Source organism: Bacillus sp. T-10(2022), from assembly GCF_056502895.1.
This window is the reverse complement of sequence record NZ_CP113518.1, coordinates 3,027,311-3,050,185: the sequence shown is the minus strand read 5'-3', so window position 1 is coordinate 3,050,185 and position 22,875 is coordinate 3,027,311. Positions and strand designations below refer to the sequence as shown.

Sequence of the window (22,875 nt, the reverse complement as noted above, 5' to 3'; positions counted from 1 at the left end):
GTTGAGTTGGAACCTTTTTTTATTTAGAAGTTTTTGGTGCGAAGAAAAAACCCCGACTAGGGGGTCAAATTTAATCGACTGGCTTTGAGGCTTCGATGGGAATATGCCTAAACTCAGAAACGGAAAATAAACCCTGATCCGTCAGTTTGATTTCAGGGATGACAGGTAACGCCAAGAATGCAAGTGTAAGAAAAGGGTTGAAATGCCTGTTAGCACCGAGTTTCAATAGGGCTTCATCGATTTTTTTCAATGAATGGACCACATCCATATAATTACATTCACTCATCAATCCAGCTATTGGAAGGGGAAGGGAAGCGAGTATTTCCCCATTTTGGATTACGGTCAATCCACCTTGCATTTTTTTGATTTCCGTTGCTGCCAGCAGCATATCCTGATCATTCGTTCCGGCAATGATCAAATTATGTGAATCATGGGCTACTGTAGTGGCAATTGCACCTGATTTCAACCCGAGCCCTTTGACGATTCCAAGACCTAATTGTTTGGTCAGATGATGCCTTTCAATAACAGCAAGTTTTAAATGATCAACATGTTCGGAGAAATGGAATAGTCCATCATGATTAAGTGTGACCGGTTCAATCGAATGCTTTGTAATCAAGCTGTTTGGAGTTATCTCAATAATATTAGCGAACTCATTTTTAAAAGGTATCGCCAAATCATCTTGGGTTATTTCATGAAAATGAACGGAGTGCTTCAACCCGTCGTCAACAACCTGTTTCCTATCATCTGGAAAGTTAAGTAAATGATTATTATGAACCATTAGCTTTCCATCTTTAAAGACCGAGTGGATGTTGATAGAATCAAGATCATCCAATAGAAGGAAGTCTGCCTTGTATCCAGGTGCAATTGCACCATGTTCCTTTAAACCAAAGCATTCTGCTGCATTAATGGTCGCCATTTGAATGGCGGTAATTGGCGGGACACCTGTTTCTATGGAAAGTCGAACGTTGTGATCGATACTTCCTTCAGATGCAATATCATCTAGGTGCCGGTCATCGGTGACGAATAAACAACGGCGGGAGTTCTTCTCGTTAATAACCGGAATCAGGTTTATTAAGTCTTTGGCAACCGTGCCTTCCCTGATCATAAGATACATTCCTTTACGCAGTCTTTCTTTTGCCTCTTCCGCAGTAGTGCATTCATGATCCGTTTTTATGCCTGCACTCATATAAACATCGAGCTGTTGTCCGGATAATCCGGCTGCATGGCCATCGATGCTTTTGCCTAGTCTATTTGCATCGTATATTTTTTGCAGCATATCCTCCTCCGTATGTGAAACAGCAGGGAAATTCATGACTTCGGCTAAACCGAGCACCCTCGGGTTTTGATAAAATGATTTTAAATCTTCACTTCTTAAGACAGCACCAGAATGCTCAAACTCCGTAGCAGGTACGCAAGAGGGCATCATGAAGTAAAAGTCAAAAGGAAGTTCATCGGATTGTTCAATCATATATTCCATGCCCTTTTTGCCAGAAACATTGGCAATTTCATGAGGATCTGCAACGATGCAGGTCACACCATGTAAAAGTAGGATTTTTGCGAGTTCAGAAGGCCTGACCATCGATGATTCAATATGGACATGGCCATCAATGAATGAAGGGCATAGGAATTTTCCTGCAGCATCGATTTCCGAAATACCCTCATAACGCCCAATTCCAGCAAAGTAACCATCGACGATCGCAATGTCGCCTGTATAGATATCCCCATTGAAAACATCTATGATTTGCCCGTTTTTAATGACGCTATCTGCTGGTGTTCTTCCTGCTGCAACGTCAATTCTCCTTTTAAGCAAGTTTTTTTTCATATTCGTAACCCCTTTGGCAAAATATATCCGGTTAATACTTCACTTTTTCAGTATTGGTTTCCCATGTTCGGAATGGTAAATCATGATCATTAAAAGACAATTGTTTCATTTTAATTCTGCGATTTTCCATTGGCAGGGCAAGTTCTTGGTATATAAAGTGATCATCAAAACCAATAATTGCAGCGTCTTCTTTAGTGCATGCGTAATAAATGGCTTTTGGACGTGCCCAATAAATAGCACCGATGCACATGGGGCAAGGTTCGCAGCTAGTGTATATTTCACAATCTGTAAGCTGGAAGCTGTCGAGGTTCCTGCATGCATCACGAATCGCCTGTACTTCGGCGTGAGCAGTAGGATCGTTGGCCGTTGTCACATTATTACATCCTCTGCCTACGACTTTGCCATCTTTTACGATTATAGCACCGAAAGGACCTCCGTTCTTCGCCAATACATTTTCATTTGCAAGCTGAACAGCCATCTCCATGAATTTTACATCCAATAAAAACACCCCTTCATATATATTTATAACCCAAAGTACTGATGTTACGTTTAATAACGTAAATATAATAAACAATATACCATATGCATGGGAAAATGGAATATTATTTTCTGAAAATAAAGAAAAATCAGTTTGTGTTAGAATATATGACGTGCAAGCAAAATGGTTTAAAAGATTTTTTACAAATAATAATAAAACTGATATTGTTAGAAGAAAATCATTGGGATTATGAAGGTGATGTGCATGGGGTTTTTGGGAGTTCTTTTACCGATATTCGGTATTTTTGTTTTAGGGTTCATCGGTCAGAAAAAGTTCAAACTTGATACAAAATCGATTTCCACGATGGCATTATATTTAATGTCACCTTTTCTTGTGTTCAGGACTTTTTATTCCGCAGAATTCACGATTAATTATTTCTACCTGTTCTTATTCACGATAGTACTTTGTCTTTCTCTTATACTGGTGGTCTACATCATATCTTATTTTCGCAATTATACAGTCACTGAGACGAGCGGCATGATATTGGCATCGGCATTCATGAATAACGGGAATTACGGAACACCCGTCATTTTCCTGTTATTCGGAGCCGCAGGACTCGATTATGCAATCATCCTTATGGTGGGACAGCAGTTAGTGATGTGCACGATCGGCATTTATTTCGCAGCAAAGGGCAGCCCGGAAGGTAACGGAGTTCAAACGGCGATTAAAGCAGTATGTCGAATGCCAATTGTTTATGGAGCTATTGCCGGTACAGTATTTCAGTTCGTTAACATACCTTTAAGCAATTCGGTTATGGAAGCTATTAACCTTGTTGCAAATGCAGCGATCCCCACAATAATGATTACACTGGGAATGCAGCTGGCCAACATTTCGCTGAAAAAAATAGCCTATCGGAAGCTATCAGTTTCGCTGATCCTTAAACTTGCCGTGTCACCGGCCATTGCCTTCCTGTTATCTCTCGCCTTGCCAGTGGGTGAAATGGTCAGGCATATCATGATCATCGTAGCTGCCATGCCAACGGCGGCAAACACTACGATGTATGCGCTCCAATTCAACACGGAGCCTGAATTCGTATCAAGTGCTACGTTCATAAGTACATCATTAAGCCTGATTACGCTTCCAATCATCTTTTTCTTTGTATTATAGGAGATTATCATTCTAATTATGTGGGCAAACTTATTATATACAAGAAGCGGAGGAATCCTGGCTAATTAAAAGTGGGATCCGGAAAGATTATATGAATAACCCCTGACCTCGCGGTTAGTGAACGGACTTGGCGACTGGATTTAGGTGTCCAAAAATTTTCATTTAAATTTAAAGGGCAAGCTTGTTAAACATGGCGTTTACTTTTTTAATGCCTGTATTTGATTGGAGGGGTTTTATGTTCCAGACTAAAATTGAACTGACTAATACTGGAAAGATTGATACCATTTTAAAGGGAATCGTTCTGAAAACCTATGAAGAGTCACTAGAAGAAAAACTCTTGCTATGCATGGAGTGCGGTGATGTCGATTTTTATATCGCGTATTCAAATAATGAGGAACTTCAGGATGCGATAAATGAAAACTTTGAAATTGATGAATGTGGTGAAATCATGAACATAGATGAACATCAGGAACTTATGGATGATTTATACGATTATTTCTTGATCATACATAAGGAAAGTGATTTGTTTGATTTTTTTCCAGCAGGTCCATATACTCACGGCGGGGAAATCCGTGAATCGGATACGGATATGCTGGCGCCGAGGGGTTTATATTCAGCGCCATTTGAAGACGCGATAAAGGAATGATGAAAAAGACAGCGATTGCTGTCTTTTTGTATTTTTAAGAGCTGATTAAGCCCTCGGGAAATAAATGTTTTTTTACAAAAAGAGGGAATTTTTTAATAGGATATCAGTTTAAATTTATCAGTTTTATGAAATATAGCAATAATATCATGAAATATAATATCGTTTTTAACAATTTAAAGTTTATATGGTAATTTTAAGAAATATTATATATAATAAAAAATGTGAATATTGAATATATTATTTAAATTACTAGTTTAAAATAACAATAAAAAGGGACTATTCACTATGAATTATGAAATATTGGGAAATAATATTTGAAGAAAGGATTATACATAAGATTTGTTTCGAGTTAAGAGAGTGCTAGATTACGCTTTTAGAATTCTGATTATTATAAATTTTCAGTTTTGGGCAGGGGGCTAATTATGATAGTTTTTGACCGAGTGAATAAGTATTATGGTGATTTCCATGTATTGAAAGAAATTAATCTTACAATTAAGAAGGGGGAGGTGGTAGTGGTCATCGGTCCTTCCGGTTCAGGGAAAAGTACACTGCTTCGATGCATTAATCGTCTAGAGACCATTTCGCAAGGTTCCCTTTCCATAAATGGTCTAAATGTAGCGGATAAAAAAACGGACATAAACAAACTTCGTCGGAATATCGGTATGGTTTTCCAGCATTTTCACTTGTATCCCCATAAAACAGTGCTCGAGAATATCATGCTTGCTCCCAGGAAGGTTCTAGGACAATCTGAAGAGGAAGCGAAAAAGATTGCACTGAAGTATCTGGACAAAGTGGGGATTGGAGATAAAGCGAATTCATTTCCTTCTCAGCTTTCAGGTGGACAGCAGCAACGGGTAGCGATTGCCAGAGGTTTGGCAATGGGCCCCGAAATCATGCTATTTGATGAACCTACCTCAGCCTTGGATCCAGAAATGATTGGCGAGGTACTGGATGTAATGAAAGCACTTGCCCATGAAGGAATGACGATGGTCGTGGTCACGCACGAAATGGGATTTGCCCGTGAAGTAGCGGATCGAATCGTATTCATGGACGAAGGCAGGGTTTTAGAAGAGGCATCACCGGCTGAGTTTTACGCCAATCCTCGTGAAGAGAGGGCTCGTTTATTCCTTAGCCGTATATTAAATCATTAAAAAAACAGGGGTGAATTACATGTTGAAGAAAAAGAAATGGTTAAAATTATCTTTGCTATCCTTACTGGCTGTCATTTTATTAGCTGGATGCGGCGGGGGGAACGATTCAGACAAAGCTGAAGAGGGTGGAGGCAAAGACAAAGAAAAAGATGTTCTCGCACAAGTGAAGGAAAAGGATAAGATCGTTTTTGGGGTGAAAAATGATACAAGGCTATTCGGATTGAAGAATCCTAGTACAGGAGAGGTTGAAGGCTTTGATATTGATATTGCCAAAGCTCTTGCAGCAGAAATCCTTGGTGATGAGAATAAAGTTGAATTTAAAGAAGTGACATCTAAAACCAGGATGGCATTATTGAATAATGGTGATATTGATGCGATTGTAGCGACCATGACAATCACGGAAGATCGTAAAAAAGAAGTAGACTTCACTGATGTTTATTTCGACGCCGGACAATCTTTGTTAGTCAAAAAGGGCAGCGATATCAAGGGTATTGATAGTTTAAAAGGGAAAAAGGTATTGGCTGTCAAGGGCTCTACTTCTTCCATAAATATCCGTGAAAAAGCTCCTGAGGCACAAGTGCTTGAATTTGAAAACTATTCCGAAGCGTTCGCTGCACTTAAATCCGGACAAGGAGATGCATTGACCACGGATGATTCCATCCTTTATGGAATGGCAGATGAAGATCCAAGTTATGAGCTTGTTGGCGGTACATTTACGGAAGAACCTTATGGAATTGCCGTGAAAAAAGGAAATGCCGAATTTGTTGAAGAGTTGAATAAAGCCCTTAAGTCACTTAAAGATTCAGGCAAGTACGATGAAATCCATGATAAATGGATTAAACATTAAACATTTTAGCAATTGATAAGGAAAGCTGACCTAAAATAACATTTGAACATTTGTCAGTGAGGATGAGCGTTTTGCTCATCCTTACTAGTTAAAGGAGTGTATGCCGTGCTTGATTTCTCCATTTTAACAGAGAATCTGGATATGTATTTATTAGGCTTTAAAAATACGATCATGTCGAGCTTGGTCGCGTTGATAGCGAGTTTGATTCTTGGTGTGCTAATTGCCATCATGCGGATTGCGCCAATAAAGCCACTAAACTGGCTGGGTACCGCCTATGTCGAGTTCATTCGGAACATACCGTTATTGATCATTACCTTTTTCTTCTTTCTCGGTCTTAAACTAAGCGGTCTATACGCCGGGACATTAGCCTTGACCATTTACACATCATCTTTCATAGCTGAGGCAATTCGAGCAGGCATACTTTCTGTGCCAAAGGGTCAAATGGAAGCTGCCCGTTCTTCAGGCCTGACATATGGACAGGCAATGAGGTTCGTCATTCTGCCGCAGGCCGTTAAAATAGTCATTCCTCCTTTAGGAAACCAATTTATCAATCTAGTAAAGAATTCTTCCATTTTAGCCGTTGTTGCAGGACTCGATCTTATGTACCACGGGGATTTGATTTCTTCAAGGACATTTGTCGTGTTTGATGTGTACATTTTCGTTGCAGCGTTTTACTTAATTCTTACCATTCCTTTAAGTTTTGGCGTTGGTTATTTGGAAAAACGTCTGGCTAAGAGTAATTGAGGGAGGTATAAGATATGGATTTTGCAGGTGCCTATACACCAGATAATCTTAAGTTTTTATTAGAAGGATTTTGGGTAACGCTCCAGGTAGCTTTTATATCCATTATTCTAAGTTTCATTATTGGCGGCCTTGTAGGTATAATCCGATACGCAAAAGTGCCGGTGTTATCACAAATATTAGCTCTGATTGTAGAAACGGTTCGTAATTTGCCTCTGTTATTAATAATATTTTTTACCTATTTTGCTTTGCCGGAGATACGGATTAAACTGGAAATCATTCCAGCAGCCATAGTTGCCTTGACAATTTTTGAGTCAGCCATGCTTTCTGAAGTCATTCGAAGTGGGCTAAAATCCATTGATAAAGGCCAAATGGAAGCTGCCCGTTCATCAGGATTGAGCTATACACAGGCATTGATACATATTATTCTGCCCCAAGCGCTGCGCCGTATGGTTCCTCCCATTGTCAGCCAATTCATTTCTTTATTAAAGGATACCTCTTTAGCTGTTGTCATCTCTTTGCCGGAGCTGACCCATCATGGTCAAATCATATATGGACAAAGTCAAAAGTATTTAATACCGATTTTGATCCTGGTGGCTCTCATGTACTTCATTGTGAATTATAGCCTTTCTTTGGTAGCCCAGAGACTTGAATTGAAACGAACCTAAAAAAACGGCTCAGAAATGAGTCGTTTTTTACTTGTCTACGAGGTTCGGAAGTGTCTCACCCTTAACCTTGTTTTAAAAGAAGACTCGTTTATACTCCATGATCCATACAGTCGGCAGAAAAGGAGCGGACTTCTGAAATCAACTGGAATATTATTTTAAGAAGAAACCGTAGGCTGGACTCATTCGAACCGAGTTTAAGACTAGGTTATCCTTCATGGTTTTATAACTGTAATCCTTAATGGATGGAAGAAATATGCGACAATCTTGCCGAATAGCTAACTAGCCGAGACCCCGGAGGCGCTTGCTTTGAAGAGGCTTGGCAGACAGTCGGCGGAAAAGGAGCGGACTTCTGAAATCAACTGGAATATTATTTTAAGAAGAAATCGTAGGCTGGACTCATTCGAACCGAGTTTAAGACTAGGTTATCCTTCATGATTTTATAACTTAATCCTTAATGGATGGAAGAAATATGCGACACTCCTGCCGAATAACTGGCTAGCCGAGACCCCACAGGCGCTTGTGCCGAGGAGGCTTGGCAGACAGTCGGCGGAAAGGGAGCGGATTTCTGAAATCAACTGGAATATTATTTTAAGAAGAAATCGTAGGCTGGACTCATAGAACCGAGTTTAAGACTAGGTTATCCTTCATGATTTTATAACTTAATCCTTAATGGATGGAAGAAATATGCGACACTCCTGCCGAATAACTGGCTAGCCGAGACCCCACAGGCGCTTGTGCCGAGGAGGCTTGGCAGACAGTCGGCGGAAAGGGAGCGGATTTCTGAAATCAACTGGAATATTATTTTAAGAAGAAACCGTAGGCTGGACTCATTCGAACCGAGTTTAAAACTAGGTTATCCTTCATGGTTTTATAACTGTAATCCTTAATGGATGGAAGAAATATGCGACAATCTTGCCGAATAGCTAACTAGCCGAGACCCCGGAGGCGCTTGCTTTGAAGAGGCTTGGCAGACAGTCGGCGTAAAGGGAGCGGACTTCTGGAATCAACTGGAATATTAGTGATGAATGAGTACACAAAAAATGAATCTTTTGCTTTTAATAACCGTATATATAATGGAAGAAAGAAGGTGGAATGCATGTCGGAAATTAAAAGAAGCAATAGCAAAGCAATTGTATCATTGATCATGGGGGTATTATCCCTGTTTATTCCATTCGTAGGCATCATATTAGGTATTCTCGGTTTAATATTTGCATCGAAGAGTAAACAAGAAATTAAGCTTACTGGTGAATCTGGAGATGGATTGGTGACAGCCGGAAAAGTGTGCAGCATTGTAGGTATAATCTTGAATGTTCTCGTGATTCTGATTTTCCTGGTGTTTTTTTATTTCACAGTAAATACGGACATAACAACCTATTGAGTGCTAAAATTAACTTGACAAAACAAAGAAAAGTAAATTAAACCTATATAAAATGGAAATTCATGTTATAATTAATATAAAAGCCTAAATTTTGTATGAAGGGATGATATTTTGACCATTCAAATCTTTGAGTACCCAGCCGTATTCTATTATGAAAAACACCCGTTAATTATCGACTCTTTTTCCGTTCAGGTTTGTTTCCCGGATTTTAGGCGAGAAGGAATTATTTCTTCCGTTAGCGGTAGGAATCGGGTAGATGCCTTAGCTTGTGCTCAAGAATTGCTGGAATCCATGGTCGAACATTTTATTCACGATAAAAAAACAATTCCGGATGCAAGTGAAATGGAAAAGGTAAATCTGGATAGGGGAATCAATATTTGTGAGGCTGCACCCTTCAGGATTGAAATAGAAAATATCACATATGAAAAATAAAAAACCTTGCCGGTTAAAGGACAAGGTTTTTATTTTGTATTTCTTGAAATTCTATGGAAATTTTGTAACTCGGAATGTCAATACGTACATAGTATTATTTTTTGTAGTAATGAGAACTCGACGGTGATCTTGATTCCCTGTATAAAATACCCCGGATCGACTTCACTTTCATTTATGATTTGGTGAAAGATATGTTTTCAGAGTAGGACGCCCAAGTATTTATCCAGGGGAAAGCACCATCATCACCTCAAGTTTTAATCATTCTATTTAAAACAATGAAGACTTTTGGAAAAAAAGGGTTCTATCTAAAAGTTAAACAAAGTTGATTGGAGCGGGTGTGCGAGACTCCTGCGGGAAAAACGAGTCCTGGGGAGCCCGCGGAAAGCGAGTGCCTGGAGAGGAAATTAACGGTCTAATTGTACAAACCCCTAAAAAAACAGGCAAACTCGATTTTCATTGAGTATGTCTACAGTCTGAAACCATCATGACCTGTAAAGGAATGATGGTTTTTTATTTCGCTTAAAATTTCCAATTAATTATTTTTTAATTTTGGGGAAAGGATATTGCGTTCTTTATAACGAATATGTATAGTATAGGTAACGTAGGTAAAAAGTATCAATAGTTATATTTTTTGGAGGTGTATGTGTGAAATATTATATAGCATCAGATGAAAAAAATTTAAAGCAAGTCAAATCATTGATCAAGAAATTGACTTCAAAAGGGTTTACATGTGTGAATGACTTGAATTTAATTACGAATGATGAGAAAAACCAAATAACGGACGGCATTGGAGAATATGAGAAAAAGGGGATTGAGGAAGCCGATTTCATGCTGATCTTCCTAACAGCAGGAAAAGGTAATCTATATGAGCTTGGATATGCTTTGTCTTTAAATAAGAAAATTATTGTGTATTCACCTGAGAAAGACAATTATCATATTAATAAAAAATCAATATTTCATAATCTTCCCGAGGTAACAATATGCAGCGGGACCTTTTATAAGCTGGTTAAATTGATACATACGCTTTCTCCGGAAGGATCTGAAAAGGATTCTCTGCATCTTAAATAATTGTCAAATGTAAAATTTAAAGGATACCCTCTAATAATATATCTTTTGAACGAATTGTTTAGTGTATTAAAAATGAGGGTAAAACCATTAAAAAAGGGAGAGGACTGTTTTGGCCATTATCGATATCGACCAATTATTGTTAGCCACTGAAGCGATTGCAGAAGAGTCAGTTCCATTCCATCTTGATACATTTGACATCGATCAACTTTTAGATAAAACGGATAATTGGTAAGAAAAAGCATGCCCAGAGAGGATATGCTTTTTTTCTGACTGAAAATAACCTGATTACCGGTATGAAAAAAATACAAGTAATCAGGCAAGTGAGGATATTTTAAAGAATTGGATAAAGTTAAAACCGTCGTCCTTTTACGAATCCTAATATCACGAACATCGAGATGGTGCCAATAACAAAAATTGCTTTAATGGAATTTACGAGAATTTCATCGTACATTTGTATTACCTCCTTGTATGTAATGACAGTGCGATTATGATTAGCTGTTGATGTATAAATTATAACATAAAGTCAATAACTGATGGTGGAAAATTAAAGACGATATGGGTAATAATGTATAGGTCGGAAAGTTAAAACACAAAAAAGATATCCTCTAAAAGTGGATATCGGCAATGAAAATTATTTAAGTCCAAGCGCTTTTTTCGTTTTTGGTCCAACGATCCCATCAGAAGTAAGCTTTTTAGAATTTTGGAATTTTTTTACAGCTGTTTCTGTGTTTTTTCCAAATGACCCATCTACTCCTTTAGTGCTGAATCCAAGTTTAGTTAATCTTTTTTGCAGTTCAATTACTTGGGGGCCACTGCTTCCTTTTTTTAGGGTAGAGTTGGTATTTACAGGTAGGCTCACAGATCCGCTCACTTTATATCCATTCGTTGCAGCTATGTTGGCAAATGATTTATTCGAACTGGCTATCAAGACTACAGTGTTCATTCTCACCCTATCGTAAAGCCATTGAACATCATTGTTATACATACGAATACAACCGGCACTTATATATTTCCCAATGGTTGTAGAATCATTATTGCCGTGTATTGCGTACGTATTTCCTGGTGTATTCCTTGCATTGATCCCCAGCCATCTTTTACCTAGAGGGTTTTTTGGGTCTCCGCCTCTAATGTTGCCTTTATAATAGGGACGATTCACAATCTTTGTCACTACCTTGAACTTTCCTTCAGGAGTGTAGGAGGCTTTCTTACCAGTCGCCACGATAAATACCCTCACCAATTTATCATTTTCGTAATAGGCAAGCTGATTATTGGTTTTATTGATGATAATCAGTTGTCTTGCTGCCGCACCTGAAGTATTACTGAACCCCAAAAAACTAAAGGCGAATATCAATACAAATACAATTAATTTTTTCATGTTTTTCCCCGTCCCTCATTTAAGCAACCTAAATTTACAGACATACTATCCTATGCATGAAGTAAGGCTAAAGTGACATTATTTTAAAATAAGAGTAGACTAATTAACTATGGGAAAAGTCAAACTTAGACCAAATTTCACTTTTATGCATACTTAAAGAATGATGGGCACTATTTTTGGCCATATTACATACATTATTGAAGTGAAAGCGGAGGAGGAAAAGAATTGTCACGCCTAAATGTGGAGGACTATCTAGAACAAGGAATCCATGGTCCAAAAGAAATAAAGCCAGGCGAACGAAGGGAATTTCTGGGCACATTACGGGAGCGCGTCGTCATCGTACTAAAAAAAAGCCAAGTCTTTGAAACGAATGTATATCCCGAGATAGAGCAAATGATGAAGCAGTATCCCCGTTCCAATTTGTTTTTAAATGGTCAGATGGACTATCAATATTTAGGGAAATATATTAAATTGGCAATGAGTCATAATATTCCTTATAAAATTGTCCTAAACAAAGATCACAACTCCGATTTGGGTTTGGTATTAGCAGAAAATAATGCCATAAACAAAGAGGAAATTCATATCGAGAAGAAATTTCATGCCCAGCAAGTTATCAAAAAGAAAAGCTTCAAAGCGTTTTTCAAACGCTTTGTTAAAAAATTATTAAAACGTTGATAGAATTATCAACGTTTTTAGTTTGTCTACAAAAGGAGGCACGGAAGAAGGTTATCCTTCTTGTTTTTTACTGTTTTATGTGGATGAACCAACTGGAACGTTTTTAAAATCAAAAAACTGCAGGCAAACTCACCTATCCTAAAGTTTGTCTACGTCTGAAAAGTTGATGAATGATTTTTGTTTTTATTTTTTATAGCGTCTTTAATTAATTGTGTAGACAACCATTCCTGATTATGCAACCCTTTTCCGTAAGTTATAAAACTTCCTGAAATTTCCTATGATCGTTTTTACTACGGAATAAGTGGGGATAGCGATTAAAATGCCAATGAAACCGTATATTGATCCTGCAGCAAGCAGCAATAAGATAATGGTAAGTGGGTGAATGTTAAGACGTTTTCCCATAATATTCGGTGTAACCAAGTGCCCTTCGACTTGTTGAACAACGGTAAGGACAATGAGTACTTTTACTGCCAACCCAATGTCTTGCTGTAAGGCAATGAAGAGGGCAGGGATGATGCTTATTAATGGACCAAGGAATGGTACAACGGTAAAAATCATGGCGAATAGGGCTAATACAAGTGCATAATCGAGACCGATAATAAGGTAGCCAATATACATTAAAGTCCCAATGACGATTGATATGATGAATTGACCGATAATATAAGTTGAAAGGGTTTTATCGACGTCTTTTAAAATCGTGTTTCCCTCTGATTCTACATCGGTCGGAATATATTTTAATAGAAATGGTCTTAATTTATCTCCATCCTTCAAGAAATAGAATAAAATGAATGGTGTAATGACCAATACTGTTAATACACTAGTGATCGTGGAAAAAATCGTATTGACATTCACTATGAGTTTTTCAGAGTAATCTTTCAAATGTGTGACCGCTTTTTCTTTCCATTCTTCCATATTAACCATGCCAAAATCATTTTTTTCAATCATGACTTCAGATTCTTTAGAGAATTCCTTCACTTTGCTGGGTAGGTTTTCAGATAATTTTTGAAATTGGTCCACGATTACAGGACTGCCAAAGTAACCTACCATCCCAACCATACTAAATATAATTAAAAAAACGATGAAGATGCTAGCTGACCTCGGGATAAATTCAGTTAAAAAGTTAACGACCGGCCGTAATATATAGTATAAAAGCCCAGCCACAATAATAGGGAAAAACATGGCAGCAATGATTTTTTGTAGCGGCTGCAGAACATAATCAATTTTACCTAGTAAAAAAATAATTAAAATGATCAAAATGATCGCGCATGCATATTTGAAAAACGGTTTATTGATCCACAAGACAATCCCCCCTAATTCCATCTCTTACTTGATTCCCTGATTTAGCTTAATGTTAAACTAAATAACTTGTTCAAATTGTTTGGGCTGACCAGAAGGAAATGGGAATACAGCCTGTTAAAATAGCGGCAAGCAAACGAAAACAAGACTTTCATTGCAAAATGAAGGTCAACATAAAAAAATATTTGGTCACTATGACTTTTACCTGTCCTCACGTTCATAAGTCGATAATCCCAATAACTGCATTTCCCTAGACTATTGCGATTTAGTTTATTCAATGCTGAAAACTGCACCAGCAAAGCTGGGATGATAAATCATAAAAAGTTCCAAAAAGATTTCGAATTATCTCAATCTCGGAAGATATACGATGGCTTTTTAAGAGCAGCCGCCGTTAAGGTCATAAACAAAAAAGGCATCATCAAAGGTAAATTCCGGTTATGGAACTTTACTTGATAATGCCTTTTTGCAAGGATTTAAATTAGGATATTTTACTGAATGTGTTCGTTACTCCTTGTTTCTGTGCTTTTTGCATTTTTTTAATGTCCAGACGCAACCAGATGGAGATGGCAAATGCTATTGCAATTAATGCTGCGAAAACGTAGAATACCGGGATATAACTGTTCGTACTTTCCCTGATTGCGGTAACTAACATAGGTCCGCAAACCCCGCCTAGAGACCATGTAGTTAAAAGGTAACCGTGGATGGCACCAATTTCCTTAGTTCCAAATAAATCCCCGGCAAATGCAGGGAGATTTGAAAATCCTCCTCCATAACAACTAACGACCAACAAGATGAGTCCTTGGAACAATAGTGTATTTGTAGTCGTTGGAAGTAAAAGGAACGCTCCGATTTGAATGATGAAGAAAATGACGAAAACATTTGGACGTCCAATATAATCTGATGCTGCTGCCCAGCCAAGTCTTCCTCCGCCATTAAAGATTCCCATAATTCCGACTAATGTTGCTGCACCTGCTACAGACAGACCAACAACGTCTTGAGCCATTGGTGAAGCTACCGAAATCATCATGATACCTGCACTTGTATTTATCAATTTCATGGACCATAACATCCAGAAGTGTTTAGTTTTAACCGCTTCTTTTGCAGTTAATTGCCTTAGGTCTTTCTTCAGTTCTTTCTTACCTGACTCAATATCTTTCTTCATTCCTTCAGGTAGCCAGTTGGCCTTTGGAGGGGCAATATAGGATGCCCCTAAGAACATCAGTATGAAATAGCCTGCGCCTAAAATATAATATGTAGAATAAATGCCAACGGATTCCATTAGGCTTGCAGCTACTGGCGCTGTAATGAGCGCTCCGGCCCCGAAACCTAATACTGCCATTCCTGTTGCCAATCCCCTGCGATCTGGGAACCATTTGACTAAAGTGGATACTGGTGAAATGTACCCGATCCCCATACCAAGTCCACTTAAAACCCCATATGTCAATAGGTAAAGCGGAAGTGAATCGACCATTACTGCTAAACCGGAACCAGCTTGTCCTAAACCGAATAATACAGCAGCGACCATGGCTGACTTCCTTGGACCATTTTTTTCTACGAATTTGCCAAAGAAAGCAGCTGAAGTTCCTGCAAGCGCCATCATTATTGTGAATGCTAACGTTACTTCAGTTTCTGACCATCCCATAGTCTCAACTAATGGTTTTTTGTAAACGCTATATGCATATGCCCCACCAATTGAAAGGTGAATGGCGATAGCGGATAAAGCGATTAACCATCTGTTTTTTGTCATATTGTTACCCCTTTTCGTCAAAAATAAGAAAGTTGCATGCGTTTTATCTATAATATAACGTTTTGCATGCGTTTTATCTATCTTGTGGAATAAGTATATAAGAATATTAATTAGTAGTAAACTACTAATTTGAAATTCATGAAAAAATTCCCTCTATATTACATTGGCTTAAAAATGGGAATGGTACGAAAAAAACACTTTAGGGATTCGGGTTAAAAATGTTATATATTCTTAGGTTTTTTATTATACATATAAGGTTTGCAGGTATTTGCTTTAGTGTTCTATTCACGAATCTGCTAAAAGTCTTTTAATTTATCGATTTTCCTGGTTACAAAAAGGGGAAACGATTGAATTTAATCTTGAGGTGCCATGAACCAGAATTATTCTCATTGGCTTTAATGTGATTATTTTGATAAAATTAATCTAATATTCAAGACATCTTAGCGTACACTCGGAATTGATATTTTTAGAGGTTTCAGGATAATTGATTCTTTTTTCAGGAATCATAGTCTGGAAATCAAAGAAAAACCCATTTATTTTAAAAAAATTCCGAAAATTTCGTCTTAAAGACTTGAACTATGATTCCTTATAGGAGTAAACTAATTAAAGATAGATTTTATGGAAGTGAAATCTTGTAAATTTAATCAACAAGGGGTTTTGGTAATGAAGGAACATGACATGCAAATCACGCTTAGTACAACAAAGAAAGAAAAACCACAAGCGGATCAGCTTGAGTTCGGTAAGCAGTTTACCGATCATATGTTTATTATGGATTACACACAAGGGCAAGGGTGGCATGATCCAAGAATTGTTCCTTATCAACCGCTCTCATTAGAGCCGTCAGCTATGATTTTTCACTATGGTCAATCCGTTTTTGAAGGATTGAAGGCATATGCATCACCAGAGGATGAAATTATCTTATTCCGTCCGGAAAAGAATTTCCAACGCTTAAATAGTTCAAATAGCCGATTATGCATACCGGATATCGACGTTGATTTTGCGTTGAAGGCCTTAAAGACTTTAATTAGCGTTGATAAGGATTGGATTCCCCAGGTAGAAGGGACATCTTTATATATCAGGCCATTCATTATAGCTACTGAGCCTTATCTTGGAGTATCTCCATCGAATAAGTATCAATTCATCATCATCATGTCACCAGTAGGTTCGTATTATAAAGAAGGCATTCATCCAGTTAAAATTGCAGTGGAGTCAGCTTTTACACGTGCAGTTAATGGAGGTACAGGTGAAGCCAAAACGGGCGGTAATTATGCATCGAGCCTAAAAGCCCAGGAAGTATCCGAAAAGATGGGTTATGCCCAAGTTCTTTGGTTAGACGGAGTGGAGAAAAAGTATATCGAAGAAGTTGGAAGCATGAATGTGTTCTTCAAAATTAATGGTGAAATCATCACCCCTGCTTTAAATGGAAGCATCCTTCCGGGCATTACTCGTGATTCCATTATAGAATTGCTGAAACATTGGGGTCTTCCCGTGTCGGAAAGACGCATTTCGATGGAGGAAGTCCATGAAGCCCATAAATTAGGTCACTTGGAAGAGGCCTTTGGAACCGGAACAGCCGCGGTCATATCACCAATTGGTGAATTTTTGTGGAATGGTGAAGAAATGATTGTTCAAAGCGGGGAAACTGGCGAACTTTCCAGAAAGCTGTATGATACACTGACAGGTGTCCAAACAGGTAAAGTCGCAGACGAGTTGAATTGGACTACGAAAGTTGAAGAAAAAGTGACTCAATGAGACTTAAAAAAAAGGGGTTCGGAATTAAAAAATTCCGAACCCCTTTTGAAACTCCCTTTGAATTTTGGCCTAAATTTAAGTATTGGGGCTCAACGAGACCTCCGTGTCTTCGCTGAATAAAATCCTGGTTTAGAAAGCATCCTCATCACCTTAAAATTAAGACTATAGGCAAAAGGGTTCATCTAAAAGTTAAAACAAAGTTGATTGGAACGGAGGATACGAGACTCTTGCGGGAAAAATGAGTCCAGGGGAGCCCGCGGGAAAGCGAGTGCCTGGAGAGGAAATCAACGTTCAAATTGTACAAACCGTAAAAAACTCGATTTTCATAGAGTTTGTTTACAGTCCGAAACCTTCTTTGAAGGTTTTTTGTTTCACATAATCATTTTGTGTCTTATGGCAACAGCGACGGCCTCGGTCCGGTGATTCACTCCCAATTTCCTGATAGCAGAAGAAATATGATCTCTGACTGTAAATTCACTAACGCTCATTTTTGGTGCCATTTGCTTTAAACCCAATCCATTGGCTAAATATTGAAGGACCTCCACTTCACGTTTGCTTAGAAGGTAAGTTGGAGGGGCGGAATCCAATGTCGAACCGACAGCCAGTTTTAAATAATGGGAAAGCTTCATTAAATCATTCTTGGTAACAGGCTCGGTGGGGTGAATGGGATCAACCAACACTAAACCGATGGCCATGTCATTCACATTTATCGGAATGATAGCCAATGAAGAGATGGAAAATCTTTTAACGTATTTTGCAGGGATGGAGGATTTCGCATGTTGGATGGTTAAGTATATGGGTTTGTTATGGATGACTGCTTGGTGGATGGGGTATATATCATGAATATTTTCTTTAACATTATGTAATGAAAAGGTATCTTCACTTGTACATGCACATATTCCTTCACCCATTCCTGTTAAACTTGAGTAACTGAATAAAGAAGCGCGTTGAAATGAAAAAAAATCCACACAGCCCTTTACGATCATTTGTGATTTATTTGCCATATCTTTTTGATGGGAAATCTTTTTTACATGATTCATCAGAGTTTCCTCAAGCATTCGACTTTATTCCTCCCTACATTTTCAGTGCTAGGATAAATGCTACTAATATCTTACAATATAATGAAAACTCTTACAAATCAAAAAATTCCTTAGAGAATCAAAGTTCATAATTTCAAGGAGGCATTACCATGAAAAGAAAGACTTTAACGACCACCAGCCGGAGTTTTAGAGAAGATACCCTGCCATTTAAACTTTATCAAAAGGCAAAGAAATTCGGTATATGGAATCCTCGTGACATTGATTTCAGCCAGGATAAAGAAGATTGGAAGTCATTTACTGATATTGAAAGGCAAGTGTTATTAAGGATCATATCCCTTTTTCAGGGCGGAGAAGAAGCGGTGACCTTGGATTTGCTGCCCCTCATTATGACGATAGCCAAAGAAGGCAGGATCGAAGAAGAAATGTATTTAACGACATTTCTGTTCGAGGAAGCGAAGCATATGGAGTTCTTTCGTTATACATTAGATCAGATTGGTGAAACGGGTGATTTGACGGTTTATCACTCAGACACTTATAAATCGATTTTTTATGAAATATTGCCTGAAGCGATGGAGAAACTTTTATCCGACCAATCCCCTGAAGCTTTGGCAGAAGCAGCCACTGTTTATAATATGTTTACCGAGGGTGTTCTTGCAGAAACTGGATATTTCGGGTTTTATCAGACTCTCGAAGCTAATAAAATGATGCCTGGTTTATTAAAAGGCGTGGGTCTTTTGAAGAAGGATGAATCACGTCATATTGCTTATGGGACCTTCCTGCTGCAGCGAATCATCAGTGAACATCCACATATCTTTAAACAGGTTGAAAAGAGAATGGAGGAACTTTCACCTCTGGCCATTGCGTTAAATACGGAGGGATATGATCGGTTAGGAAATCCATTTGGCAATGACCAACAAGCTATATTGAATTTTACCATGAAACAATTAACGGTGCGGATGGAGATTTTAGCCAGGGCAAAAGGGAAGGGGATTGAAGAGATCTATCAAAGTAACGAAAAGGAATATGGGGTTTTGTAAAGCCGATACAAGATACAAGCTTACTATTTAGTATATTTGTTAATGTGTGGCCATCAGGAACTTTGAGGCAGGGTATGAACAATCCTTAACTGTGAATATAGACTAATATATCTGAGGTGATCTGTATGAACGTAAACGCTCATTCGAATTTTTGGCTAAGGACTTCGGTTTACAGTGGCACTAACACTCGATCACTCATTCCAAACCTTTTCAATGGTCTCGGGGCCAAAAGGATTCTACTCGTAAGTGATGCGGGCTTGGAAAATGCAGGTGTAGTTAAGAAAGTTGCCGAAACTTTTGATCAGCAGAAATTAGGTGCCAAAGCTGAAATAGTTGGACAGTTTCTGGGTGTTACACAAGACGCAGCGAGTGTATGTGTAAATGAAGCATTGAAATATGCACGCGAAGTGAATGCCGATGCCATACTGGCCATCGGTGGAGGGAGTGTCATTGATACCGCAAAGGCATTGAAATTCGGATTATACAAAGGAATTACGGAAATTAAAGATGCGATTCCAAGCGGTTATCTGTTTGAGGGTTTTCCAAAAGCCCAATCCATGAGTATCCCGCATATTTCCGTACCCACAACAGCAGGAACCGGTTCTGAAGTATCCCCGATCGCAGTCATATATAATGAACATAAAAAAGTGAAAATGAATATATACAATGTTTTTTTAAGTTCGGATGTTGCCATTCTAGATCCCGAGTTAACAGTCGGACTGCCGTCTGACATTACGGCGTTTACTGGTGCAGATGCATTGACACATGCAATGGAAGCGATCGTTTCACCTGCGGCGACATCAATAACCGATGCTTATGGATTTCAGGCCATTCGAGTTATTGAAAGAAATTTACCAAGGGCCGTAAAGGACGGAACGAATATTGAGGCCAGAATGGAAATGCTTCATGGAAGCATGATGGGAATCACTGCATTTTGTAGTGCATTGAATGCGATCCCGGTTCATAACTTTGCCCACGCATATGGGGCGTTATTCCGTATTCCTCATGGATTGGCAAATGCTGTGTTATTACCGGTCGTCATGGAATCAACCCCGGATTTATATCTTCCAAAGGCCCATTTGATAGCCGAAGCCTTTAATGTGAAAATCCATGATGAAGATTCAAAAGGGACCTTAGCGAAAGTGGTGGAAAAGCTCCGTGTTTTCCTATCCGATCTTGGGCTGCCCTCCGACTTCAGCGCCTATGGAATTAACCAATCCGATATGGAAAGAATTCTTAAAGCAGTAAGGACGGATCCAGCTGCCACTAATTACCCGATGTCGGAGGAATTAATAATGTCAGTAGTTTCAAGAGTTTCACCCGTGAGAATTAGTTAATATTAAAAAGCCAGCCCGTAAAGGTTGGCTTTTTTTACAGTTTAATGCCATCCAAAGTGTTAAGTCCCAAATTTTTTTTCGTTAAGTCTGTTGGTTTCTATATATGAGCTTTTGAGGTGGAGCACTACCACCTGGGATCGACTCTTGTTAATGTTTTTTTCCTAAGTTTTCCTGTGCCATCTTTATAAGTTCCTTGACCATGCCTCCGCCTAATTTTCCGCCTATTTTTCCATTCTGCTTGGATGTCAGCTCACCGTTATAGTCTTTTTTCAGCGGTACGCCAATTTCCTTTGCCACTTCAAACTTTGCTTCTTCGGGATTCTTTGTACCAGCAACTTTGGCTTTTAAATCATCGAGTCCTTTTCTCGCTTCAGATACTAGAATTTTCCTTCTCCTTGCCATAAAAAATCACTCCTATTTTTTTCTTAGGTTATCCTAAAAAAAAATGATTAACATGCAGAATGAATGTTTTTTAATTGAATTACGATGAACCTTGAGGAAGTCATAAACTCTTTAATAAAGAAGTAATTATATAGGGGCACCTGATTGAGCTGCTTTGCGCTCCGAAGAAGTTTTAGTTTATTTAAAGCGGGTAACATATAATAAAACGATTTAAGGAGAAAAATGATGCTGACTGCTAATTCAAGTTTGTTAACAAAAGAAGATATGACAAATCCCGATCGAGTGCCGCAATGGCTAATTAAGGAATATCAAACATTCCATAATACAGTGACCGATAAAACCTTTCCTTGTTATTTTGGTATGAAAGCTGAAAATAAAGGGGAACTTCGTTATGCTTATATAACACAGAAAGATTGGTCCAATCTCCCAAAAGCAGTGGAAAGCTTTCTTGATTTATTTCAGGAACCGCCATATATCAGGCACGGCCTTTTCGTCTTTATGGAGCCTGAATCAATAGAGGGTGATATAGAATTTTACCGTAAAAGGTTTTGGGATATCCTGCAATACTTGCATAAAGCGGATGAAAAACCTTGGCCAATTGAAAAGCCGAAAGACCCTGAGCATTATTTATGGGACTATCATTTTGCAGGGGAGCCAATCTTTGTCTTTGGTAATGCACCTGCTTATAAACAGCGTAAAACCCGTGATTTAGGAAATAGCCTTGTACTTGGATTCCAACCCCGGATGATATTTGAAGGCTTGGAAGGAACGGAAAAAGGCGGAATCATGTCTCGTGAAAAGGTTCGTGAACGAGTGGAGAAATGGGATAACCTTCCTAAACATCCGGATATAAGTCACTTTGGAGATGTAAATCATAATGAATGGAAACAATTTTTCATAGGGGATGATATAGAACCGATAAAAGGTAAGTGCCCCTTCCATCATAAAGAGTTAACTTAACCGAGGGCAAATGCTCTCGGTTTTTTTCGCGCTACTTAGAGGGCGTCGGGATAAAATAATACAGGCGCGCAAATTCATGAAATGTAAAATGAAAATAAAAAACATATTTCTTGCCTTATGAGATTTTCAGTTTTATAATGTGAAAGTAGTAATTGCAGTTAATTCGAGATATATGGATTAAATGCTATTTTTAAAAAAACATACAAAATTAACAATTGGGGGAACAAAAATGTCTAAAGTATTATTTGTTAAATCAAATGACCGTCCAGCGGATCAAGCAATCAGTGTCAAAATGTATGAAACGTTTTTGAACACATATAAGGAAGCAAATAGTAGCGATGAAATAACTGAATTGGATTTATTTGAACTGAACTTGCCTTACTACGGAAATACTGCAATCACTGCCTTATATAAACGCAACCAAGGCATGGAATTGACAGAAGAAGAAGTGGAGATTGCCGATATCGTGCAACAATACTTGAATCAATTTCTTGCTGCCGATAAAGTAGTATTTGCCTTCCCGCTATGGAACGCAACGGTTCCGGCACCATTGGTAACTTATATTTCTTATCTTGCTCAAGCGGGAACAACATTCAAATATACAGCGGAAGGCCCAGTTGGCTTAGCTGGAGATAAAAAAGTGGCTTTACTTAATGCACGCGGATCCGATTATGCATTGCCTGGAATGGAAGCTGGCGAAATGGCTGAGAAATACGTAACGATGAATTTAAACTTATGGGGCATATCAAACCCAGAAACAGTTGTAATCGAGGGACATAATCAATATCCAGATCGCTCACAGGATATCGTTGCAGAAGGATTGGCGAAAGTTGCTGAAACTGCAGCAAAATTCTAA

23 protein-coding genes are annotated in these 22,875 nt (G+C 38.4%); 16 read left to right on the top strand and 7 right to left on the bottom strand.

Features of this window, described 5'->3' with window-relative positions:
• Window positions 1-70 precede the first annotated feature (70 nt).
• Both ade and OSJ91_RS14900 read right to left on the bottom strand, forming a co-directional pair.
• The gene (gene ade / locus OSJ91_RS14905; RefSeq protein ID WP_485889944.1) at window positions 71-1,822 is read right to left on the bottom strand and encodes an adenine deaminase; all 1,752 of its coding nucleotides are present in this window, start codon (window positions 1,820-1,822) and stop codon (window positions 71-73) included.
• Window positions 1,823-1,853: 31 nt separating this feature from the next.
• The gene (locus OSJ91_RS14900; RefSeq protein WP_413020335.1) at window positions 1,854-2,306 is read right to left on the bottom strand and encodes a nucleoside deaminase; all 453 of its coding nucleotides are present in this window, start codon (window positions 2,304-2,306) and stop codon (window positions 1,854-1,856) included.
• A 258-nt stretch (window positions 2,307-2,564) separates the two neighbouring features.
• Here OSJ91_RS14900 and OSJ91_RS14895 point away from each other — a divergent pair, with 258 nt between their 5' ends.
• The 10 genes from OSJ91_RS14895 (at window position 2,565) to OSJ91_RS14850 (ending at window position 10,630) form a co-directional block, all read left to right on the top strand.
• A complete protein-coding gene (locus OSJ91_RS14895) occupies window positions 2,565-3,467 on the top strand; it encodes an AEC family transporter (RefSeq protein ID WP_485889943.1) in 903 nt (300 codons plus the stop codon).
• Between the two features lie 235 nt (window positions 3,468-3,702).
• Window positions 3,703-4,113, top strand: a complete 411-nt coding sequence (locus tag OSJ91_RS14890; RefSeq protein WP_350298944.1) for a hypothetical protein — start codon at window positions 3,703-3,705, stop codon at window positions 4,111-4,113.
• 422 nt (window positions 4,114-4,535) lie between these two features.
• On the top strand, window positions 4,536-5,264 hold the full coding sequence (locus tag OSJ91_RS14885) for an amino acid ABC transporter ATP-binding protein (protein ID WP_048687119.1): 729 nt from the start codon (window positions 4,536-4,538) through the stop codon (window positions 5,262-5,264).
• Between the two features lie 19 nt (window positions 5,265-5,283).
• The gene (locus OSJ91_RS14880) at window positions 5,284-6,111 is read left to right on the top strand and encodes a transporter substrate-binding domain-containing protein (RefSeq protein ID WP_101225415.1); all 828 of its coding nucleotides are present in this window, start codon (window positions 5,284-5,286) and stop codon (window positions 6,109-6,111) included.
• A 105-nt stretch (window positions 6,112-6,216) separates the two neighbouring features.
• Window positions 6,217-6,855, top strand: a complete 639-nt coding sequence (locus OSJ91_RS14875; protein ID WP_352923141.1) for an amino acid ABC transporter permease — start codon at window positions 6,217-6,219, stop codon at window positions 6,853-6,855.
• A gap of 14 nt (window positions 6,856-6,869) precedes the next feature.
• Entirely contained in the window at window positions 6,870-7,520 is a 651-nt protein-coding gene (locus tag OSJ91_RS14870; protein ID WP_034307000.1) for an amino acid ABC transporter permease, read from the top strand.
• 1,096 nt (window positions 7,521-8,616) lie between these two features.
• Window positions 8,617-8,898, top strand: coding sequence for a DUF4190 domain-containing protein (locus OSJ91_RS14865; protein ID WP_350298942.1), 282 nt, complete (start codon window positions 8,617-8,619; stop codon window positions 8,896-8,898).
• Between the two features lie 111 nt (window positions 8,899-9,009).
• The gene (locus OSJ91_RS14860) at window positions 9,010-9,330 is read left to right on the top strand and encodes a type II toxin-antitoxin system HicB family antitoxin (RefSeq protein ID WP_048686335.1); all 321 of its coding nucleotides are present in this window, start codon (window positions 9,010-9,012) and stop codon (window positions 9,328-9,330) included.
• Window positions 9,331-9,975: 645 nt separating this feature from the next.
• The gene (locus OSJ91_RS14855) at window positions 9,976-10,398 is read left to right on the top strand and encodes a nucleoside 2-deoxyribosyltransferase (RefSeq protein WP_350298941.1); all 423 of its coding nucleotides are present in this window, start codon (window positions 9,976-9,978) and stop codon (window positions 10,396-10,398) included.
• Between the two features lie 109 nt (window positions 10,399-10,507).
• The gene (locus OSJ91_RS14850) at window positions 10,508-10,630 is read left to right on the top strand and encodes a hypothetical protein (protein ID WP_272492815.1); all 123 of its coding nucleotides are present in this window, start codon (window positions 10,508-10,510) and stop codon (window positions 10,628-10,630) included.
• Between the two features lie 399 nt (window positions 10,631-11,029).
• Here the strand turns inward: OSJ91_RS14850 and OSJ91_RS14845 are convergent, their stop codons facing one another.
• A complete protein-coding gene (locus OSJ91_RS14845) occupies window positions 11,030-11,773 on the bottom strand; it encodes a L,D-transpeptidase family protein (RefSeq protein ID WP_485889942.1) in 744 nt (247 codons plus the stop codon).
• Window positions 11,774-11,998: 225 nt separating this feature from the next.
• On the opposite strand from OSJ91_RS14845, the gene OSJ91_RS14840 reads away from it, so the two are divergent.
• Complete coding sequence (locus OSJ91_RS14840) at window positions 11,999-12,448, top strand: YueI family protein (RefSeq protein ID WP_350298939.1); 450 nt, start codon at window positions 11,999-12,001, stop codon at window positions 12,446-12,448.
• A gap of 231 nt (window positions 12,449-12,679) precedes the next feature.
• Here the strand turns inward: OSJ91_RS14840 and OSJ91_RS14835 are convergent, their stop codons facing one another.
• Both OSJ91_RS14835 and OSJ91_RS14830 read right to left on the bottom strand, forming a co-directional pair.
• The gene (locus OSJ91_RS14835; protein ID WP_350298938.1) at window positions 12,680-13,747 is read right to left on the bottom strand and encodes an AI-2E family transporter; all 1,068 of its coding nucleotides are present in this window, start codon (window positions 13,745-13,747) and stop codon (window positions 12,680-12,682) included.
• Window positions 13,748-14,222: 475 nt separating this feature from the next.
• Complete coding sequence (locus tag OSJ91_RS14830; protein ID WP_350298937.1) at window positions 14,223-15,491, bottom strand: L-lactate MFS transporter; 1,269 nt, start codon at window positions 15,489-15,491, stop codon at window positions 14,223-14,225.
• Between the two features lie 663 nt (window positions 15,492-16,154).
• Between OSJ91_RS14830 and OSJ91_RS14825 the strand changes: the two genes are divergently transcribed.
• The gene (locus OSJ91_RS14825) at window positions 16,155-17,243 is read left to right on the top strand and encodes a branched-chain amino acid aminotransferase (protein ID WP_485889941.1); all 1,089 of its coding nucleotides are present in this window, start codon (window positions 16,155-16,157) and stop codon (window positions 17,241-17,243) included.
• A 371-nt stretch (window positions 17,244-17,614) separates the two neighbouring features.
• Here OSJ91_RS14825 and OSJ91_RS14820 read toward each other — a convergent pair whose 3' ends face one another.
• The gene (locus OSJ91_RS14820; protein WP_485889940.1) at window positions 17,615-18,301 is read right to left on the bottom strand and encodes a response regulator transcription factor; all 687 of its coding nucleotides are present in this window, start codon (window positions 18,299-18,301) and stop codon (window positions 17,615-17,617) included.
• 131 nt (window positions 18,302-18,432) lie between these two features.
• Here OSJ91_RS14820 and OSJ91_RS14815 point away from each other — a divergent pair, with 131 nt between their 5' ends.
• Both OSJ91_RS14815 and OSJ91_RS14810 read left to right on the top strand, forming a co-directional pair.
• The gene (locus OSJ91_RS14815; RefSeq protein ID WP_350298934.1) at window positions 18,433-19,320 is read left to right on the top strand and encodes a R2-like ligand-binding oxidase; all 888 of its coding nucleotides are present in this window, start codon (window positions 18,433-18,435) and stop codon (window positions 19,318-19,320) included.
• Between the two features lie 125 nt (window positions 19,321-19,445).
• Window positions 19,446-20,657 carry an iron-containing alcohol dehydrogenase gene (locus OSJ91_RS14810; protein ID WP_350298933.1) on the top strand — a complete coding sequence of 404 codons (1,212 nt, stop codon included), beginning with the start codon at window positions 19,446-19,448 and terminating at the stop codon, window positions 20,655-20,657.
• Between the two features lie 147 nt (window positions 20,658-20,804).
• On the opposite strand, the gene OSJ91_RS14805 is transcribed toward OSJ91_RS14810, so the two are convergent.
• Window positions 20,805-21,059: an alpha/beta-type small acid-soluble spore protein gene (locus tag OSJ91_RS14805; RefSeq protein ID WP_305161567.1), complete on the bottom strand. Its 255-nt coding sequence runs from the start codon at window positions 21,057-21,059 to the stop codon at window positions 20,805-20,807.
• A gap of 225 nt (window positions 21,060-21,284) precedes the next feature.
• Between OSJ91_RS14805 and OSJ91_RS14800 the strand changes: the two genes are divergently transcribed.
• Together OSJ91_RS14800 and OSJ91_RS14795 are read left to right on the top strand one after the other, a co-directional pair.
• Window positions 21,285-22,019 carry a YqcI/YcgG family protein gene (locus tag OSJ91_RS14800; protein ID WP_101225402.1) on the top strand — a complete coding sequence of 245 codons (735 nt, stop codon included), beginning with the start codon at window positions 21,285-21,287 and terminating at the stop codon, window positions 22,017-22,019.
• A gap of 181 nt (window positions 22,020-22,200) precedes the next feature.
• On the top strand, window positions 22,201-22,875 hold the full coding sequence (locus tag OSJ91_RS14795) for an FMN-dependent NADH-azoreductase (RefSeq protein WP_485889939.1): 675 nt from the start codon (window positions 22,201-22,203) through the stop codon (window positions 22,873-22,875).

What these genes read in the sequence shown, in the direction of transcription:
- ade (WP_485889944.1), bottom strand. Translation starts at nt 1,822, where the DNA reads ATGAAAAAAAACTTGCTTAAAAGGAGAATTGACGTTGCAGCAGGAAGA.
- OSJ91_RS14900 (WP_413020335.1), bottom strand. Translation starts at nt 2,306, where the DNA reads ATGGAGATGGCTGTTCAGCTTGCAAATGAAAATGTATTGGCGAAGAAC.
- OSJ91_RS14895 (WP_485889943.1), top strand. Translation starts at nt 2,565, where the DNA reads ATGGGGTTTTTGGGAGTTCTTTTACCGATATTCGGTATTTTTGTTTTA.
- OSJ91_RS14890 (WP_350298944.1), top strand. Translation starts at nt 3,703, where the DNA reads ATGTTCCAGACTAAAATTGAACTGACTAATACTGGAAAGATTGATACC.
- OSJ91_RS14885 (WP_048687119.1), top strand. Translation starts at nt 4,536, where the DNA reads ATGATAGTTTTTGACCGAGTGAATAAGTATTATGGTGATTTCCATGTA.
- OSJ91_RS14880 (WP_101225415.1), top strand. Translation starts at nt 5,284, where the DNA reads ATGTTGAAGAAAAAGAAATGGTTAAAATTATCTTTGCTATCCTTACTG.
- OSJ91_RS14870 (WP_034307000.1), top strand. Translation starts at nt 6,870, where the DNA reads ATGGATTTTGCAGGTGCCTATACACCAGATAATCTTAAGTTTTTATTA.
- OSJ91_RS14865 (WP_350298942.1), top strand. Translation starts at nt 8,617, where the DNA reads ATGTCGGAAATTAAAAGAAGCAATAGCAAAGCAATTGTATCATTGATC.
- OSJ91_RS14845 (WP_485889942.1), bottom strand. Translation starts at nt 11,773, where the DNA reads ATGAAAAAATTAATTGTATTTGTATTGATATTCGCCTTTAGTTTTTTG.
- OSJ91_RS14830 (WP_350298937.1), bottom strand. Translation starts at nt 15,491, where the DNA reads ATGACAAAAAACAGATGGTTAATCGCTTTATCCGCTATCGCCATTCAC.
- OSJ91_RS14825 (WP_485889941.1), top strand. Translation starts at nt 16,155, where the DNA reads ATGAAGGAACATGACATGCAAATCACGCTTAGTACAACAAAGAAAGAA.
- OSJ91_RS14820 (WP_485889940.1), bottom strand. Translation starts at nt 18,301, where the DNA reads ATGCTTGAGGAAACTCTGATGAATCATGTAAAAAAGATTTCCCATCAA.
- OSJ91_RS14815 (WP_350298934.1), top strand. Translation starts at nt 18,433, where the DNA reads ATGAAAAGAAAGACTTTAACGACCACCAGCCGGAGTTTTAGAGAAGAT.
- OSJ91_RS14810 (WP_350298933.1), top strand. Translation starts at nt 19,446, where the DNA reads ATGAACGTAAACGCTCATTCGAATTTTTGGCTAAGGACTTCGGTTTAC.
- OSJ91_RS14805 (WP_305161567.1), bottom strand. Translation starts at nt 21,059, where the DNA reads ATGGCAAGGAGAAGGAAAATTCTAGTATCTGAAGCGAGAAAAGGACTC.
- OSJ91_RS14800 (WP_101225402.1), top strand. Translation starts at nt 21,285, where the DNA reads ATGCTGACTGCTAATTCAAGTTTGTTAACAAAAGAAGATATGACAAAT.
- OSJ91_RS14795 (WP_485889939.1), top strand. Translation starts at nt 22,201, where the DNA reads ATGCTATTTTTAAAAAAACATACAAAATTAACAATTGGGGGAACAAAA.